The 14,435-nt window shown below is 49.8% G+C and carries 15 protein-coding genes and 1 pseudogene; 11 read left to right on the forward strand and 5 right to left on the reverse strand.

Translation table 11 applies throughout. The features are described 5' to 3' along the window. The first annotated feature begins 237 nt into the window (after positions 1-237). The 4 genes from osmF to yehW are packed head-to-tail and all read left to right on the forward strand — an operon-like array spanning position 238 to position 3,974. A complete protein-coding gene (gene osmF / locus A7098_RS00420) occupies positions 238-1,155 on the forward strand; it encodes a glycine betaine ABC transporter substrate-binding protein OsmF (RefSeq protein WP_085460933.1) in 918 nt (305 codons plus the stop codon). Between the two features lie 6 nt (positions 1,156-1,161). Continuing rightward, a complete protein-coding gene (gene yehY / locus A7098_RS00425) occupies positions 1,162-2,319 on the forward strand; it encodes a glycine betaine ABC transporter permease YehY (protein WP_105280146.1) in 1,158 nt (385 codons plus the stop codon). Continuing rightward, on the forward strand, positions 2,312-3,238 hold the full coding sequence (yehX, locus tag A7098_RS00430) for a glycine betaine ABC transporter ATP binding protein YehX (RefSeq protein ID WP_105280147.1): 927 nt from the start codon (positions 2,312-2,314) through the stop codon (positions 3,236-3,238). The genes yehY and yehX overlap by 8 nt, the downstream gene beginning before the upstream one ends. A gap of 4 nt (positions 3,239-3,242) precedes the next feature. Further along, positions 3,243-3,974: a glycine betaine ABC transporter permease YehW gene (gene yehW / locus A7098_RS00435; RefSeq protein ID WP_000700017.1), complete on the forward strand. Its 732-nt coding sequence runs from the start codon at positions 3,243-3,245 to the stop codon at positions 3,972-3,974. Here the strand turns inward: yehW and A7098_RS00440 are convergent. Both A7098_RS00440 and mlrA read right to left on the reverse strand, forming a co-directional pair. Then, positions 3,955-4,062 (reverse strand): protein YohO, encoded by a 108-nt coding sequence (locus tag A7098_RS00440; RefSeq protein WP_001216965.1) that lies wholly within the window; start codon positions 4,060-4,062, stop codon positions 3,955-3,957. The genes yehW and A7098_RS00440 overlap by 20 nt on opposite strands. Before the next feature lie 59 nt (positions 4,063-4,121). Then, entirely contained in the window at positions 4,122-4,853 is a 732-nt protein-coding gene (mlrA, locus tag A7098_RS00445) for an HTH-type transcriptional regulator MlrA (RefSeq protein WP_001240389.1), read from the reverse strand. A gap of 221 nt (positions 4,854-5,074) precedes the next feature. Between mlrA and btsS the strand changes: the two genes are divergently transcribed. Genes btsS through A7098_RS00460 form a run of 3 tightly spaced genes read left to right on the forward strand, consistent with a single transcriptional unit; the run spans position 5,075 to position 7,993 of the window. After that, positions 5,075-6,760: a two-component regulatory system sensor histidine kinase BtsS gene (btsS, locus tag A7098_RS00450; protein ID WP_105280148.1), complete on the forward strand. Its 1,686-nt coding sequence runs from the start codon at positions 5,075-5,077 to the stop codon at positions 6,758-6,760. Next, a complete protein-coding gene (gene btsR, locus A7098_RS00455) occupies positions 6,757-7,476 on the forward strand; it encodes a two-component system response regulator BtsR (protein ID WP_000598641.1) in 720 nt (239 codons plus the stop codon). The genes btsS and btsR overlap by 4 nt, the downstream gene beginning before the upstream one ends. A gap of 46 nt (positions 7,477-7,522) precedes the next feature. After that, positions 7,523-7,993 carry a DUF1456 family protein gene (locus A7098_RS00460; RefSeq protein ID WP_010347183.1) on the forward strand — a complete coding sequence of 157 codons (471 nt, stop codon included), beginning with the start codon at positions 7,523-7,525 and terminating at the stop codon, positions 7,991-7,993. A gap of 42 nt (positions 7,994-8,035) precedes the next feature. On the opposite strand, the gene A7098_RS00465 is transcribed toward A7098_RS00460, so the two are convergent. From A7098_RS00465 to metG, 3 genes and pseudogenes are all read right to left on the reverse strand, one after another. Beyond that, positions 8,036-8,497, reverse strand: a complete 462-nt coding sequence (locus A7098_RS00465; RefSeq protein ID WP_010347181.1) for a YehR family lipoprotein — start codon at positions 8,495-8,497, stop codon at positions 8,036-8,038. A 106-nt stretch (positions 8,498-8,603) separates the two neighbouring features. Beyond that, positions 8,604-8,843 (reverse strand): annotated as a pseudogene (locus tag A7098_RS24065) (hypothetical protein); the annotation flags it as partial. A 174-nt stretch (positions 8,844-9,017) separates the two neighbouring features. Continuing rightward, positions 9,018-11,051, reverse strand: coding sequence for a methionine--tRNA ligase (metG, locus tag A7098_RS00475; protein WP_105280149.1), 2,034 nt, complete (start codon positions 11,049-11,051; stop codon positions 9,018-9,020). A 132-nt stretch (positions 11,052-11,183) separates the two neighbouring features. Here metG and apbC point away from each other — a divergent pair, with 132 nt between their 5' ends. The 4 genes from apbC to A7098_RS00495 all read left to right on the forward strand — a co-directional run bounded on the left by apbC (position 11,184) and on the right by A7098_RS00495 (position 14,431). Next, entirely contained in the window at positions 11,184-12,293 is a 1,110-nt protein-coding gene (gene apbC, locus A7098_RS00480; protein ID WP_001005449.1) for an iron-sulfur cluster carrier protein ApbC, read from the forward strand. A gap of 262 nt (positions 12,294-12,555) precedes the next feature. Continuing rightward, complete coding sequence (locus A7098_RS00485) at positions 12,556-12,837, forward strand: YehE family protein (RefSeq protein ID WP_032225669.1); 282 nt, start codon at positions 12,556-12,558, stop codon at positions 12,835-12,837. Positions 12,838-13,128: 291 nt separating this feature from the next. After that, the gene (locus A7098_RS00490) at positions 13,129-13,671 is read left to right on the forward strand and encodes a fimbrial protein (RefSeq protein ID WP_032225668.1); all 543 of its coding nucleotides are present in this window, start codon (positions 13,129-13,131) and stop codon (positions 13,669-13,671) included. Positions 13,672-13,756: 85 nt separating this feature from the next. Then, a complete protein-coding gene (locus A7098_RS00495; protein WP_105280150.1) occupies positions 13,757-14,431 on the forward strand; it encodes a fimbria/pilus periplasmic chaperone in 675 nt (224 codons plus the stop codon). The last annotated feature ends 4 nt before the right edge of the window (positions 14,432-14,435 follow it).

A 14,435-nucleotide genomic window follows, 5' to 3' on the forward strand; every position in this document is an offset into this window, starting at 1 on the left:
CGCGACGTTTGCGCCCTTTGCCTGATGTTCATATCTTAACTTGCTGAATTTTCGCCCTTTGTAGGCCGGATAAGGCGCTCGCGCCGCATCCGGCAGGAAACGCCGAACCGAATATGCCTCTTAAGTATTTATCTGATTCTGCAACTGAATCCTCCCAGTCAGGCTAACCCCGCCATTATCAACTATGCTTTTCTCTTAATTCGCTGAAAACAACAGTAAAAGAATGAGGAAAGCATCATGCCACTCTCAAAGGTCTGGGCAGGTTCACTGGTTATGTTGGCAGCCGTGAGCCTGCCGCTGCACGCGGCTTCCCCCGTTAAAGTCGGTTCAAAAATCGATACCGAAGGCGCGCTACTCGGCAACATCATCTTGCAGGTACTCGAAAGCCACGGCGTACCGACGGTGAATAAAGTGCAACTGGGAACCACGCCGGTGGTGCGCGGGGCGATCACTTCCGGCGAGCTGGATATCTACCCGGAATACACCGGCAATGGCGCTTTCTTCTTTAAAGATGAAAACGATGCGGCGTGGAAAAATGCCGGGCAAGGCTACGAGAAAGTCAAAAAGCTCGATGCAGAGCAAAACAAGTTAATCTGGCTGACGCCCGCGCCTGCGAATAACACCTGGACCATCGCCGTGCGTCAGGATGTTGCAGAGAAAAACAAACTCACTTCGCTTGCCGACCTGAGTCGTTATCTGAAAGAGGGCGGCACCTTCAAACTGGCAGCCTCGGCAGAGTTTATCGAACGCGCCGATGCGTTACCCGCTTTTGAAAAAGCTTACGACTTTAAACTCGATCAGGATCAGTTACTGTCACTTGCAGGCGGCGACACGGCGGTAACGATTAAAGCCGCTGCCCAGCAAACTTCTGGCGTTAATGCCGCAATGGCTTACGGCACTGACGGTCCGGTCGCGGCGCTGGGGCTGCAAACCTTAAGCGATCCGCAAGGCGTGCAACCTATCTACGCGCCTGCACCAGTGGTGCGTGAATCGGTGTTGAAGGAGTATCCGCAAATGGCACAGTGGCTACAGCCAGTCTTCGCCAGCCTCGATGAAAAAACATTGCAGCAACTGAATGCCAGCATTGCCGTTGAAGGACTGGATGCCAAAAAAGTGGCTGCCGACTACCTGAAACAAAAAGGGTGGACGAAGTAATTTCTCGTGACTTATCTCCGTATTAATCCTGTTCTGGCGCTGCTGCTGTTGCTGACGGCAATCGCAGCGGCACTGCCGTTTATCAGTTATGCGCCTAATCGTTTAGTCTCGGGTGAAGGGCGTCATCTCTGGCAACTGTGGCCGCAAACGATCTGGATGCTGGTGGGCGTTGGTTGCGCCTGGCTGACTGCCTGTTTTATTCCCGGTAGAAAAGGCAGCATTTTTGCACTCATCCTTGCGCAATTCGTCTTCGTATTGCTGGTGTGGGGCGCGGGAAAGGCAGCGACACAACTGGCGCAAAATGGCAGTGTGCTGGCGCGTACCAGCCTCGGCAGTGGTTTCTGGCTGGCAGCGGCGCTGGCACTGCTGGCCTGTAGTGATGCAATCCGCCGAATCTCCACGCATCCGCTGTGGCGCTGGTTGTTGCATATGCAGATTGCCATCATTCCGTTGTGGTTGCTGTACTCCGGCACGCTTAACGATCTCTCGCTAATGAAAGAATACGCCAACCGTCAGGATGTGTTTGATGACGCGCTGGCACAGCATCTGACCCTGCTGTTTGGCTCGGTACTGCCGGCGCTGGTGATTGGCGTGCCGCTGGGCGTCTGGTGCTACTTTTCCACCGCGCGGCAGGGGGCGATTTTTTCTCTGCTCAATGTCATTCAGACCGTGCCTTCGGTGGCGCTCTTTGGCCTGTTGATTGCGCCGCTTGCCGCGCTGGTTACGGCCTTTCCGTGGCTGGGGAAGCTCGGCATAGCAGGAACCGGAATGACACCCGCACTGATTGCGCTGGTGCTCTATGCCTTGCTGCCGCTGGTGCGCGGCGTGGTAGTCGGTTTGAACCAGATCCCGCGCGATGTGCTGGAGAGCGCCAGAGCGATGGGCATGAGCGGGGCGCAGCGTTTCCTGCATGTTCAGTTACTGCTGGCGTTACCGGTATTTCTGCGCAGCCTGCGGGTGGTGATGGTGCAAACCGTCGGCATGGCGGTGATTGCGGCGTTAATCGGCGCAGGCGGTTTTGGTGCGCTGGTTTTTCAGGGGCTGTTAAGCAGCGCCATTGATTTAGTGTTGCTGGGGGTGATCCCGGTAATTGTTCTGGCGGTGCTTACCGACGCGCTGTTCGATTTGCTTATCGCACTGCTGAAGGTGAAACATAATGATTGAATTTAGCCATGTCAGCAAACTGTTCGGCGCACAAAAAGCCGTTAACGATCTCAATCTCAATTTTCAGGAAGGGAGTTTTTCGGTGCTGATTGGCACCTCTGGCTCCGGCAAATCCACCACCCTGAAAATGATCAACCGCCTGGTGGAGCATGACAGCGGCGTGATCCGCTTTGCCGGTGAAGAAATTCGCTCGCTGCCAGTACTGGAGTTGCGCCGCCGGATGGGCTATGCCATTCAATCTATTGGCCTGTTTCCCCACTGGAGCGTGGCGCAAAACATCGCTACCGTGCCGCAATTGCAAAAATGGTCGCGGGCGCGGATTGACGATCGTATCGACGAATTAATGGCGCTACTGGGGCTGGAGTCAAATTTGCGTGAGCGTTATCCGCATCAGCTTTCCGGTGGTCAGCAGCAACGTGTGGGAGTGGCGCGCGCACTGGCTGCCGATCCGCAAGTCTTACTGATGGATGAACCGTTTGGCGCGCTGGATCCGGTGACGCGCGGCGCGTTGCAACAAGAGATGACGCGCATTCACCGTTTGCTGGGGCGCACCATTGTGCTGGTCACTCATGATATTGATGAGGCGCTACGGCTGGCAGAACATCTGGTGTTGATGGATCATGGTGAAGTGGTGCAGCAGGGCAATCCGCTGACGATGCTGACTCGTCCGGCGAATGATTTTGTCCGCCAGTTTTTTGGACGTAGTGAACTGGGTGTGCGCCTGCTTTCGTTACGTAGTGTGACTGATTATGTGCGCCGCAACGAACGCGCTGAAGGTGAGGCGCTGGCAGAAGAGATGACGCTACGTGATGCGCTCTCATTGTTTGTCGCTCGTGGTTGTGAAGTGTTGCCGGTGGTTGACGATCAAGGTAAACCTTGCGGCACATTACATTTTCAGGATCTGCTGGTGGAGGCGTAATCGTATGAAAATAATGCGCGATCCGCTGTTCTGGCTTATTGCTCTGTTTGTGGGGCTGATTTTCTGGCTACCCTATAGCCAGCCGTTGTTTGGAGCTTTATTTCCACAATTACCTCGGCCTGTTTATCAGCAGGAAAGTTTTGCTGCCCTGGCGCTGGCTCATTTCTGGCTAGTGGGGATCTCAAGTTTGTTTGCCGTGATCATTGGTACTGGTGCCGGAATTGCTGTCACTCGCCCGTGGGGCGCGGAGTTTCGCCCGATGGTCGAAACCATTGCCGCCGTTGGGCAGACTTTTCCGCCCGTAGCTGTGCTGGCGATTGCTGTTCCGGTGATGGGGTTTGGTCAGCAACCGGCGATTATTGCTTTGATCCTTTACGGCGTATTACCGATCTTACAGGCGACACTTGCCGGACTGGGAGCGATTGATGCCAGCGTGACAGACGTTGCCAAAGGGATGGGAATGAGCCGGAGTCAGCGATTGCGTAAAGTGGAGTTACCGCTGGCAGCGCCAGTGATTCTGGCTGGCGTGCGGACTTCAGTGATTATCAATATTGGTACGGCGACCATTGCCTCAACGGTAGGAGCCAGCACGCTGGGTACGCCCATCATCATCGGACTTAGCGGATTTAACACTGCTTATGTGATTCAGGGGGCGTTGCTGGTGGCACTGGCGGCGATCATCGTAGACCGCCTGTTTGAACGGTTGGTGCAGCTACTCAGCCAGCACGCAAAATAAAGGTATAACCTGCGAGCATGACGCCACCGATACCGCCTAACGCCATCAACAGGAACAGGGTGATAACCCCAATTTTCGCTATGCGCATAATGCACTCCTTATGTTAACGAAAGGATTGTACAGTAAAGCGCATTTGTTAACGAATCATTAAATGCCGAGTGGGAAAATATCATGGCCTTGTTCCTGCCAGTTGGTGAGCTGCTGCTGCTGGGCGGGAGACTGGTTTTCACCGCACCACACCAATAGCGTGCGGCCTTCAAACAGTTCCGGGCGGAGCTGGTTGAGGGAATGGGCGAGGACATCAATGCGCCATCCTTGCTGGCTGGCAATCCAACCCTCCAGCCACAGCCGCGTGGTATCCTGAATATTCCAGCCAACCACCAGCGCATCTTTACCCTGTTTTTTACGTGCTGAAGCCAGACAAATGGCGATGTAGTTGATCAGTACACCGTCGAGGATCGCCAGTAACGCCTGGAGAGTTGGTTGCTGACACTGAAGACGTCGGCGCAGAGGAATGAACAGATGTGTGGTGAGCGTCTGGGCGGGGTAATCCTGACCACGTTCTTTGATCCACATTCGCAGACTTTGTAGATTGCCACTTTGCAGGTAATTAAGCAGAGTTTCTTGCTGATCGCGCCAGCCGTTTTGCACATCAACATTCTCATTACTGAGTAGCATTTTAACTTTGCTGACCTGCACACCGTTATCGATCCAGCGTTTGATCTCGCGGATCCGGTCGATATCGGCATCGTTGAACAGGCGATGACCGCCGTCTGTGCGCTGCGGTTTCAACAATCCGTAACGCCTCTGCCACGCGCGTAACGTGACAGGATTGATATCACAAAGCAACGCCACTTCACCAATTGTGTAAAGCGCCATCCTCTCACCCTTGCTCGCGAGGTCCCGGTTTAACTTTAGACGCAGATTTGCGAACCAGGTAGTTTTGTCCGTTTTTAGTTCATCGTTAGGGTGATTTTATTTTTGCCAGGTGATTTTGAGTGATCGTACTCACGAATTCTCATTTTTCTGCAAGAGTTCAAAGAAAGTTAAACGCAGGCAATGTATGTTACGCGTTTTAAAGGGAAGTGTGGTTTGCGGGTATGTACGATTTTAATCTGGTGTTGCTGCTGCTTCAGCAGATGTGCGTTTTTTTAGTCATTGCGTGGTTAATGAGTAAAACGCCATTATTCATACCATTAATGCAGGTCACGGTTCGTCTGCCGCATAAATTTCTCTGCTACATCGTCTTTTCCATTTTCTGCATTATGGGCACCTGGTTCGGGTTGCACATCGACGATTCGATTGCTAATACGCGGGCGATTGGCGCGGTGATGGGCGGCTTACTCGGCGGTCCGGTCGTCGGAGGGCTGGTTGGTCTGACCGGCGGGTTACATCGATACTCAATGGGGGGCATGACTGCGCTAAGCTGCATGATTTCGACCATCGTCGAAGGATTGCTCGGCGGCCTGGTACACAGCATCCTGATCCGTCGCGGGCGCACTGATAAAGTCTTTAACCCCATTACCGCCGGTGCAGTCACGTTCGTCGCTGAAATGGTGCAAATGTTGATCATCCTGGCGATTGCCCGACCTTATGAAGATGCGGTGCGTCTGGTGAGTAATATTGCTGCGCCAATGATGGTCACCAATACCGTCGGTGCGGCGCTGTTTATGCGTATATTGCTGGATAAACGCGCGATGTTTGAAAAATACACTTCGGCTTTTTCTGCCACCGCGCTGAAAGTTGCTGCCTCGACGGAAGGCATTTTGCGCCAGGGTTTTAACGAAGTGAACAGCATGAAAGTGGCACAGGTGCTGTATCAGGAACTGGATATTGGCGCAGTAGCCATTACCGATCGCGAGAAATTGCTGGCCTTTACCGGAATTGGTGACGACCATCATTTGCCAGGCAAACCGATTTCCTCAACCTACACCTTAAAAGCGATTGAAACCGGCGAAGTGGTCTACGCCGATGGCAACGAAGTGCCTTACCGTTGCTCTTTGCATCCGCAATGCAAACTGGGTTCGACGCTGGTGATTCCGTTGCGTGGTGAGAATCAGCGGGTGATGGGCACCATCAAATTGTATGAAGCGAAAAACCGTTTGTTCAGCTCAATCAACCGCACGCTGGGGGAAGGGATTGCGCAATTGCTTTCGGCGCAGATCCTCGCCGGGCAATATGAGCGGCAAAAAGCGATGCTCACGCAGTCAGAAATTAAACTGCTTCACGCCCAGGTGAATCCCCATTTCCTGTTCAATGCGCTTAACACCATTAAAGCGGTGATCCGTCGCGACAGCGAACAGGCCAGCCAGCTGGTGCAGTATCTTTCCACTTTTTTCCGCAAAAACTTAAAGCGGCCTTCGGAGTTTGTTACTCTCGCCGACGAAATTGAACATGTGAATGCTTATCTGCAAATTGAAAAGGCGCGCTTCCAGTCACGGTTGCAGGTCAACATTTCTATTCCGGAGGAATTATCCCGGCAGCAGTTGCCCGCGTTTACCCTGCAACCAATAGTGGAAAACGCTATTAAACATGGAACCTCACAACTGCTGGATACAGGGCGAGTGGCAATTAGCGCAAGGCGTGAAGGGCAACATTTGATGCTGGAGATCGAAGACAATGCCGGTTTGTATCAACCGGCAACCAATGCCAGTGGGCTGGGGATGAATCTGGTGGATAAGCGTTTACGTGAGCGGTTTGGCGATGACTATGGGATAAGCGTCGCCTGTGAGCCTGATAGTTACACCCGAATAACGTTACGACTGCCATGGAGGGACGAGGCATGATTAAAGTCTTAATTGTCGATGATGAACCATTAGCACGGGAAAACCTGCGCGTATTTTTGCAGGAGCAGAGCGATATTGAAATTGTCGGCGAGTGCTCAAACGCCGTGGAAGGGATTGGCGCGGTGCATAAACTGCGCCCGGATGTGCTGTTTCTCGACATTCAGATGCCACGCATCAGCGGTCTGGAAATGGTGGGGATGCTCGACCCGGAACATCGTCCGTATATCGTTTTTCTCACCGCGTTTGACGAATACGCCATTAAAGCCTTTGAAGAACATGCCTTTGATTATCTGCTGAAGCCGATTGATGAAGCGCGGCTGGAGAAAACGCTGGCTCGTCTGCGTCAGGAGCGGAGCAAGCAGGATGTTTCGCTGTTACCGGAAAATCAGCAGGCGCTGAAATTTATTCCTTGTACGGGGCACAGTCGGATTTATTTACTGCAAATGAAAGATGTAGCGTTTGTCAGCAGTCGGATGAGCGGTGTTTACGTCACCAGTCACGAAGGGAAAGAGGGCTTTACTGAACTGACATTACGCACCCTGGAGAGTCGTACACCACTACTACGCTGCCATCGTCAGTATCTGGTTAACCTCGCGCATTTGCAGGAGATTCGCCTGGAAGATAATGGCCAGGCCGAGTTGATTTTGCGTAATGGCTTAACCGTGCCGGTCAGCCGCCGTTATCTGAAAAGCTTAAAAGAGGCGATTGGCCTGTAAAAGACTGCTAAAATGGCTTTTTGCCTCATCAACACCTGAAGGCCTCATGCTAAGTAATGATATTCTGCGCAGCGTGCGCTACATTTTAAAAGCCAATAATAACGACCTGGTGCGCATTCTGGCGCTGGGCAATGTCGAAACCACTGCCGAACAGATTGCCATCTGGTTGCGTAAAGAAGATGAAGAAGGTTTTCAACGTTGTCCGGACATTATTTTGTCCTCGTTCCTGAATGGTCTGATTTACGAAAAACGCGGCAGGGATGAGTCTGCACCGGCACTGGAGCCGGAACGTCGTATTAATAACAATATTGTGCTGAAAAAATTGCGTATCGCGTTTTCACTGAAAACCGATGACATCCTGGCGATCCTCACCGAACAGCAGTTCCGCGTTTCTATGCCGGAAATTACTGCGATGATGCGCGCACCGGATCATAAAAACTTCCGCGAATGCGGCGATCAATTCTTGCGTTATTTTCTGCGTGGACTGGCTGCGCGCCAGCATGTGAAGAAAAACTAAGACAGGTCTGGAGGCCATGCAGAGAGCATGGCCTCCGGCAGATTATTTCACTTCTTTAAAGCCAGCGGCTTTCATCACCAGTTCCATTTGCGCCATAGTGATACCTTTTTTGGCATCGTCAGCAGAAATGTTAATGCCGGAAATACCCTGCAGGGCTTTAAAATCAACTTTTTCCATATCGATAGTCACGTTTTCCTGCGCGTAAGTATCAGTAAAGGTTAATTTTTCTTCAACGCCAGCAATGTTTTTATATTTTGCACTTAACGGCTCAAGCTTTTTAGCCGCCTCTTCTTTGTTAGCTGCACCGATGGTTGCAAACTGAATTTTGGTTTCTGAAGATTGCTTAAGCACCTTGTCGCCTTTGTAGACATAGGTAATGGCAATTTCAGTACCGTTCAGATTGGCACTAAATTTCTTTGATTCTTCTTTGTCACCACAGCCAGCGAGAGAGAAAACCAGAACAGATGCAACAACGAGGGAAAACAGCTTGTTGAAAGCCTTCATGTAAAACTCCATTTTATCAAGATCAGAAAACTGGTGACTCTCACCAGGGCGCTATAGAATATTCTTTATACCTCGTCTTGAGCAGTCCGGAAATGGAGTAGATCTCTTAATAAAAAGCATTTTTTCCTCCTTGTTGCTCAAGCATCAGTAACAACTGTTCGCAGAGTAAAACACAATTATTCAATACTTCTGCCAGTGTCTCGCTTTCCGAATTGCGTAATTGCTTCAACACATGCGCCAGCCGATAAAAACCGATTACGGTGAGTTCGTTCGCCAGCAAATCAGCCTGACTAATGGCGCTCTGTTCCTGATAGCGCCAGCCGTTATGGAACAGTTGAATAATTATGTGATTTCTCGTCCTGATAGATAAAGTGTCTCATTCTGCATCCCTGTAATTTTATCCAGTTTAATACAGATGCTAACAGCATTTGCGCAGGTTACAGAGCGACAAAAAGGCGAGAAAACAACTTTAGGAATTTATAAAGAAAAGGCGCTGTTGATGCAGCGCCTTGAAGGGGAATTATTTCACCTGATGACCAGGTTTAGCACCGGCATCCGGGCTTAACAGGAAGATATCTTTCCCGCCAGGACCGGCAGCCATCACCATGCCTTCGGAGATACCGAAGCGCATTTTACGCGGAGCCAGGTTAGCCACCATAATGGTGTGACGACCAATCAGCGCCTGTGGGTCTGGGTAAGCAGAACGAATGCCGGAGAAGACATTGCGTTTTTCGCCACCCAGATCCAGCGTCAGGCGCAGCAGCTTGTCAGAACCCTCAACAAACTCTGCGTTTTCAATCAGCGCCACGCGCAGGTCAACTTTGGCGAAGTCGTCAAAGGTGATGGTTTCCTGAATCGGATCATCAGCCAGCGGGCCAGTAACTGGCGCGGCAGTTGCTTTCACTTCTTCTTTGGATGCTTCCACCAGTGCTTCCACCTGTTTCATATCGATACGGTTATACAGTGCCTTGAACGGATTCACTTTATGGCCCAGCAGCGGTTGCTGAATACCATCCCAGGTCAGTTCCGTATTGAGGAATGCTTCCGCACGTTCAGTCAGTTTCGGCAGTACCGGCTTCAGGTAAGTCATCAGCACGCGGAACAGGTTAATGCCCATTGAGCAAATCGCTTGCAGATCGGCATCGCGGCCTTCCTGTTTCGCCACCACCCACGGAGCCTGCTCGTCAACATAGCGGTTAGCCAGGTCAGCCAGCGCCATGATTTCGCGCACAGCTTTACCAAATTCGCGGCTTTCCCACGCTTCGCCAATAACTTCAGCGGCATCGGTAAAGGTTTTGTACAGTTCAGGGTCAGCCAGTTCGTTTGCCAACACGCCGTCAAAACGCTTGTTGATAAAGCCAGCGTTACGGGAGGCCAGGTTAACCACTTTATTGACGATATCGGCATTTACGCGCTGAACGAAATCTTCCAGGTTGAGATCGATATCATCAATGCGCGAAGAGAGTTTCGCAGTGTAGTAGTAGCGCAGGCTGTCAGCGTCAAAATGATTCAGCCAGGTGCTGGCTTTAATGAAGGTGCCACGAGACTTGGACATCTTCGCGCCGTTCACCGTCACATAGCCGTGAACAAACAGGTTGGTCGGCTTGCGGAAGTTGCTGCCTTCCAGCATGGCAGGCCAGAACAGGCTGTGGAAGTAAACGATATCTTTACCGATGAAGTGGTACAGTTCGGCGGTGGAGTCTTTCTTCCAGTATTCATCGAAGCTTACGGTATCGCCGCGCTTGTCGCACAGATTCTTGAAGGAACCCATGTAACCAATCGGCGCGTCCAGCCAGACGTAGAAGTATTTGCCCGGTGCGTTCGGAATTTCAAAACCGAAGTAAGGCGCATCGCGGGAGATATCCCACTGTTGCAAGCCGGATTCAAACCACTCCTGCATTTTGTTTGCCACCTGCTCCTGCAACGCGCCGCTGCGGGTCCATGCCTGCAACATTTCGCTGAAAGAGGGCAGATCAAAGAAGAAGTGTTCGGAATCACGCATCACCGGCGTAGCACCAGAAACCACAGATTTCGGCTCGATCAGTTCAGTCGGGCTGTAGGTCGCGCCGCAGACTTCACAGTTATCGCCGTATTGATCTGGCGCTTTACATTTCGGGCAGGTGCCTTTCACAAAACGATCCGGCAGGAACATACCTTTTTCCGGGTCGTACAACTGAGAGATGGTGCGGTTTTTAATAAAACCGTTCTCTTTCAGGCGAGTATAGATAAGCTCAGACAACTGACGGTTCTCTTCGCTGTGCGTCGAGTGATAGTTGTCGTAGCTGATATTAAAGCCTGCGAAATCAGTCTGATGCTCCTGACTCATTTCGCCAATCATCTGCTCCGGGGTAATACCAAGCTGCTGGGCTTTCAGCATGATCGGCGTACCGTGGGCATCGTCGGCGCAGATGAAGTTGACCTCGTGGCCGCGCATTCGCTGGTAACGGACCCAGACATCAGCCTGGATGTGCTCCAGCATATGGCCGAGGTGGATAGAGCCGTTAGCGTACGGCAGTGCGCACGTCACCAGAATTTTCTTCGCGACTTGAGTCATAGTAGGCATTACTTCTTAGTAGTGAAAAGGGGTTAGATAGTACCAAATGGGAAAATGTTAAGTAAGTACTTATCTATTTTCTTCAGGTAAACTATTTAGCTGATGGTTTATCTATATAAATAAGGAGTCGGGATGAACGAACAATCCCAGGCCAAATCACCAGAAGCCTTGCGCGCAATGGTCGCCGGGACACTGGCTAATTTTCAGCACCCAACCCTGAAGCATAACCTTACCACGCTGAAAGCGTTGCATCATGTCGCCTGGATGGACGACACGCTGCATGTGGAGCTGGTTATGCCGTTCGTCTGGCATAGCGCGTTCGAAGAGTTAAAAGAGCAATGTAGCGCCGAATTGCTGCGTATCACCGGGGCAAAAGCTATCGACTGGAAACTGTCGCATAACATTGCCACGCTGAAACGCGTGAAGAATCAGCCGGGAATTAACGGCGTGAAGAACATTATCGCGGTCAGTTCCGGCAAAGGTGGCGTGGGTAAATCCTCCACGGCGGTAAACCTGGCGCTGGCGCTGGCGGCGGAAGGAGCGAAAGTCGGCATTCTGGATGCCGACATTTATGGTCCGTCTATCCCAACCATGCTGGGGGCAGAAAATCAGCGTCCGACCTCGCCAGACGGGACTCATATGGCACCGATTATGTCTCATGGCCTGGCAACCAACTCAATTGGTTATCTGGTCACTGACGACAACGCGATGGTGTGGCGTGGCCCGATGGCGAGCAAGGCGTTGATGCAAATGTTGCAAGAAACCTTATGGCCGGATCTGGATTATCTGGTGCTCGACATGCCGCCAGGCACCGGTGACATTCAATTGACACTGGCGCAAAACATTCCTGTAACCGGTGCAGTAGTGGTCACCACGCCACAGGACATCGCGCTGATTGATGCGAAAAAAGGTATCGTGATGTTCGAGAAAGTCGAAGTTCCGGTACTGGGTATTGTCGAGAACATGAGCGTCCATATTTGCAGTAACTGTGGTCATCATGAGCCGATTTTCGGCACTGGTGGGGCAGAGAAACTGGCCGAGAAATACCATACGCAGTTGTTGGGGCAAATGCCGTTACACATTAGCCTGCGTGAAGATCTCGACAAAGGAACACCTACCGTTATCAGCCGTCCGGAGAGCGAATTTACTACTATCTACCGCCAACTGGCTGACCGGGTTGCTGCTCAGCTCTACTGGCAAGGTGAAGTTATTCCAGGTGAGATCTCCTTCCGCGCGGTCTAACGTGCATTAGCCTTTCTGGTTGTTCGTCATACACCGCAGAAATGATACATTGATGCGGTGTATTTATTTTGTGGCTTTAAATGAACGCTTTTTTAATGCTGCGAATATTCAGTGGATCTTAGTCCTAAACTGTACAAAGTAGATTGATCGTACAGGTAAAGCCTCTTTATCATCCTTCGTGGCTGTGTAGCGGATGTACAGCTATAGTTTGTTATGCACTCAATCTATCCAGGCATAACCTTTACTACAGGGATAACGTTCAATGAATAAGTATTGGCTGTCAGGAATCATTTTTCTTGCCTATGGATTGGCTTCTCCCGCGTTCTCTTCAGAGACTGCCGCATTAACGATTAATGGCAGGATCAGCCCCCCAACATGCAGTATGGATATTGTTAATAGCCAGCCCCAACAGCATTGCGGTCAGGTATCGCAAAGCGTTGATACCCGTCATCGGATTTCTTCGCCGGTAAAAGGCGTCACTACAGAGCTGGTTACAGCGGGCAACGATAGCAAACGTCGAATCGTATTAAATCGCTACGATTAATCAGGCAACACTCTTTTAATAATATTTGGAAAGCCTAAATCATTCCCGTGAATGATTTAGGCTTTTTTATTTATTTTAAGAATGTGGTTAACAGTAAATTATGTCAATTAATAGATGTGGTAAATATTTAATTCCCTTAAGTATTTGTTGTAATTATATTGCAATGGTTAAATTGTTTTAAATCAATAAAACAATGCGTTTACATTGCGGTAACCTTTTTGATGTGAGAAATTTGTTTCCACGAGATACAGAGTCTTAACAATCAAAATAAACTATATTAAGGAACCTATTATGAAACATTCAATTATTGCTACCGCTGTCTTTTCTTCTTTTTTTATGAGTGCTGGCGTATTTGCTGCAGACGTTGATACCGGAACTTTAACCATTAAGGGGAATATTGCAGAGTCTCCGTGTAAATTTGAAGCGGGTGGTGATTCAGTAAGTATTAATATGCCAACTGTTCCGACCACTGTCTTTGAAGGTAAAGCGAAATATTCAACCTATGATGATGCAGTCGGTGTAACCAGCAGCATGTTAAAAATTAGCTGCCCGAAAGAAGTAGCTGGTGTAAAACTCTCGTTGATCACCAATGATAAAATAACCGGCAACGATAAGGCTATAGCCAGTAGTAACGATACCGTGGGTTATTATCTCTATTTAGGCGATAACAGCAATGTACTGGATGTTTCAGCGCCTTTTAATATTGAGAGTTATAAAACAGCGGATGGTCAGTATGCGATTCCGTTTAAAGCAAAATACCTGAAACTGACAGAAGACTCAGTGCAATCAGGTGATGTGGTCTCTTCTTTAGTTATGCGTGTGGCGCAGGATTAATAATTAAATAATTTTGCAAGTTTCTCCAGGAAATAAACATGGCCGCTATCTCCATGGCGGCCTTTTAATTTTAAGAGGCATTAAGATGAAAGGGTTATTAGCTTTACTCATTTCTTCTATGGTTCTTCCTGCACATGCCGGAATTGTCATCTACGGGACGCGAATTATTTACCCGGCTGAAAATAAAGAAGTGATGGTGCAGTTGATGAATCAGGGAAACCGATCTTCATTACTTCAGGCGTGGATTGATGATGGCGACACATCACTGCCGCCGGAAAAGATTCAGGTTCCTTTCATGCTAACGCCACCAGTGGCAAAAATAGGGGCTAACTCCGGACAGCAAGTAAAAATTAAAATCATGCCGAATAAGTTGCCCAGTAATAAAGAGAGCATTTTTTATCTGAACGTTCTGGATATTCCACCTAATAGTCCAGAACAAGAAGGCAAGAATGCACTGAAGTTTGCGATGCAAAACAGAATCAAATTGTTTTACCGACCGGCGGGTATTGCTCCGGTTAATAAAGCAACGTTTAAGAAATTGCTGGTAAATCGTAGCGGCAATGGGCTGGTGATAAAAAATGATTCGCCGAACTGGGTGACGATTTCCGATGTAAAAGCGAATAATGTCAAAGTCAATTATGAAACCATCATGATTGCGCCATTAGAAAGCCAGAGTGTAAACGTCAAAACTAATAATGCGAATAGCTGGTATTTGATCATTATTGATGATGATGGCAACTATATTAGCGACAAAATTTAATTGC

The sequence above is a fragment of the Escherichia sp. MOD1-EC7011 genome (genome assembly GCF_002965005.1).
Taxonomy (GTDB): Bacteria; Pseudomonadota; Gammaproteobacteria; order Enterobacterales; family Enterobacteriaceae; genus Escherichia; species Escherichia ruysiae.

Excerpts from the sequence above, each read along its gene's own strand:
- osmF (WP_085460933.1), top strand. The coding sequence starts at position 238 with ATGCCACTCTCAAAGGTCTGGGCAGGTTCACTGGTTATGTTGGCAGCC.
- yehX (WP_105280147.1), top strand. The coding sequence starts at position 2,312 with ATGATTGAATTTAGCCATGTCAGCAAACTGTTCGGCGCACAAAAAGCC.
- yehW (WP_000700017.1), top strand. The coding sequence starts at position 3,243 with ATGAAAATAATGCGCGATCCGCTGTTCTGGCTTATTGCTCTGTTTGTG.
- A7098_RS00440 (WP_001216965.1), bottom strand. The coding sequence starts at position 4,062 with ATGCGCATAGCGAAAATTGGGGTTATCACCCTGTTCCTGTTGATGGCG.
- mlrA (WP_001240389.1), bottom strand. The coding sequence starts at position 4,853 with ATGGCGCTTTACACAATTGGTGAAGTGGCGTTGCTTTGTGATATCAAT.
- btsS (WP_105280148.1), top strand. The coding sequence starts at position 5,075 with ATGTACGATTTTAATCTGGTGTTGCTGCTGCTTCAGCAGATGTGCGTT.
- btsR (WP_000598641.1), top strand. The coding sequence starts at position 6,757 with ATGATTAAAGTCTTAATTGTCGATGATGAACCATTAGCACGGGAAAAC.
- A7098_RS00460 (WP_010347183.1), top strand. The coding sequence starts at position 7,523 with ATGCTAAGTAATGATATTCTGCGCAGCGTGCGCTACATTTTAAAAGCC.
- A7098_RS00465 (WP_010347181.1), bottom strand. The coding sequence starts at position 8,497 with ATGAAGGCTTTCAACAAGCTGTTTTCCCTCGTTGTTGCATCTGTTCTG.
- metG (WP_105280149.1), bottom strand. The coding sequence starts at position 11,051 with ATGACTCAAGTCGCGAAGAAAATTCTGGTGACGTGCGCACTGCCGTAC.
- apbC (WP_001005449.1), top strand. The coding sequence starts at position 11,184 with ATGAACGAACAATCCCAGGCCAAATCACCAGAAGCCTTGCGCGCAATG.
- A7098_RS00485 (WP_032225669.1), top strand. The coding sequence starts at position 12,556 with ATGAATAAGTATTGGCTGTCAGGAATCATTTTTCTTGCCTATGGATTG.
- A7098_RS00490 (WP_032225668.1), top strand. The coding sequence starts at position 13,129 with ATGAAACATTCAATTATTGCTACCGCTGTCTTTTCTTCTTTTTTTATG.
- A7098_RS00495 (WP_105280150.1), top strand. The coding sequence starts at position 13,757 with ATGAAAGGGTTATTAGCTTTACTCATTTCTTCTATGGTTCTTCCTGCA.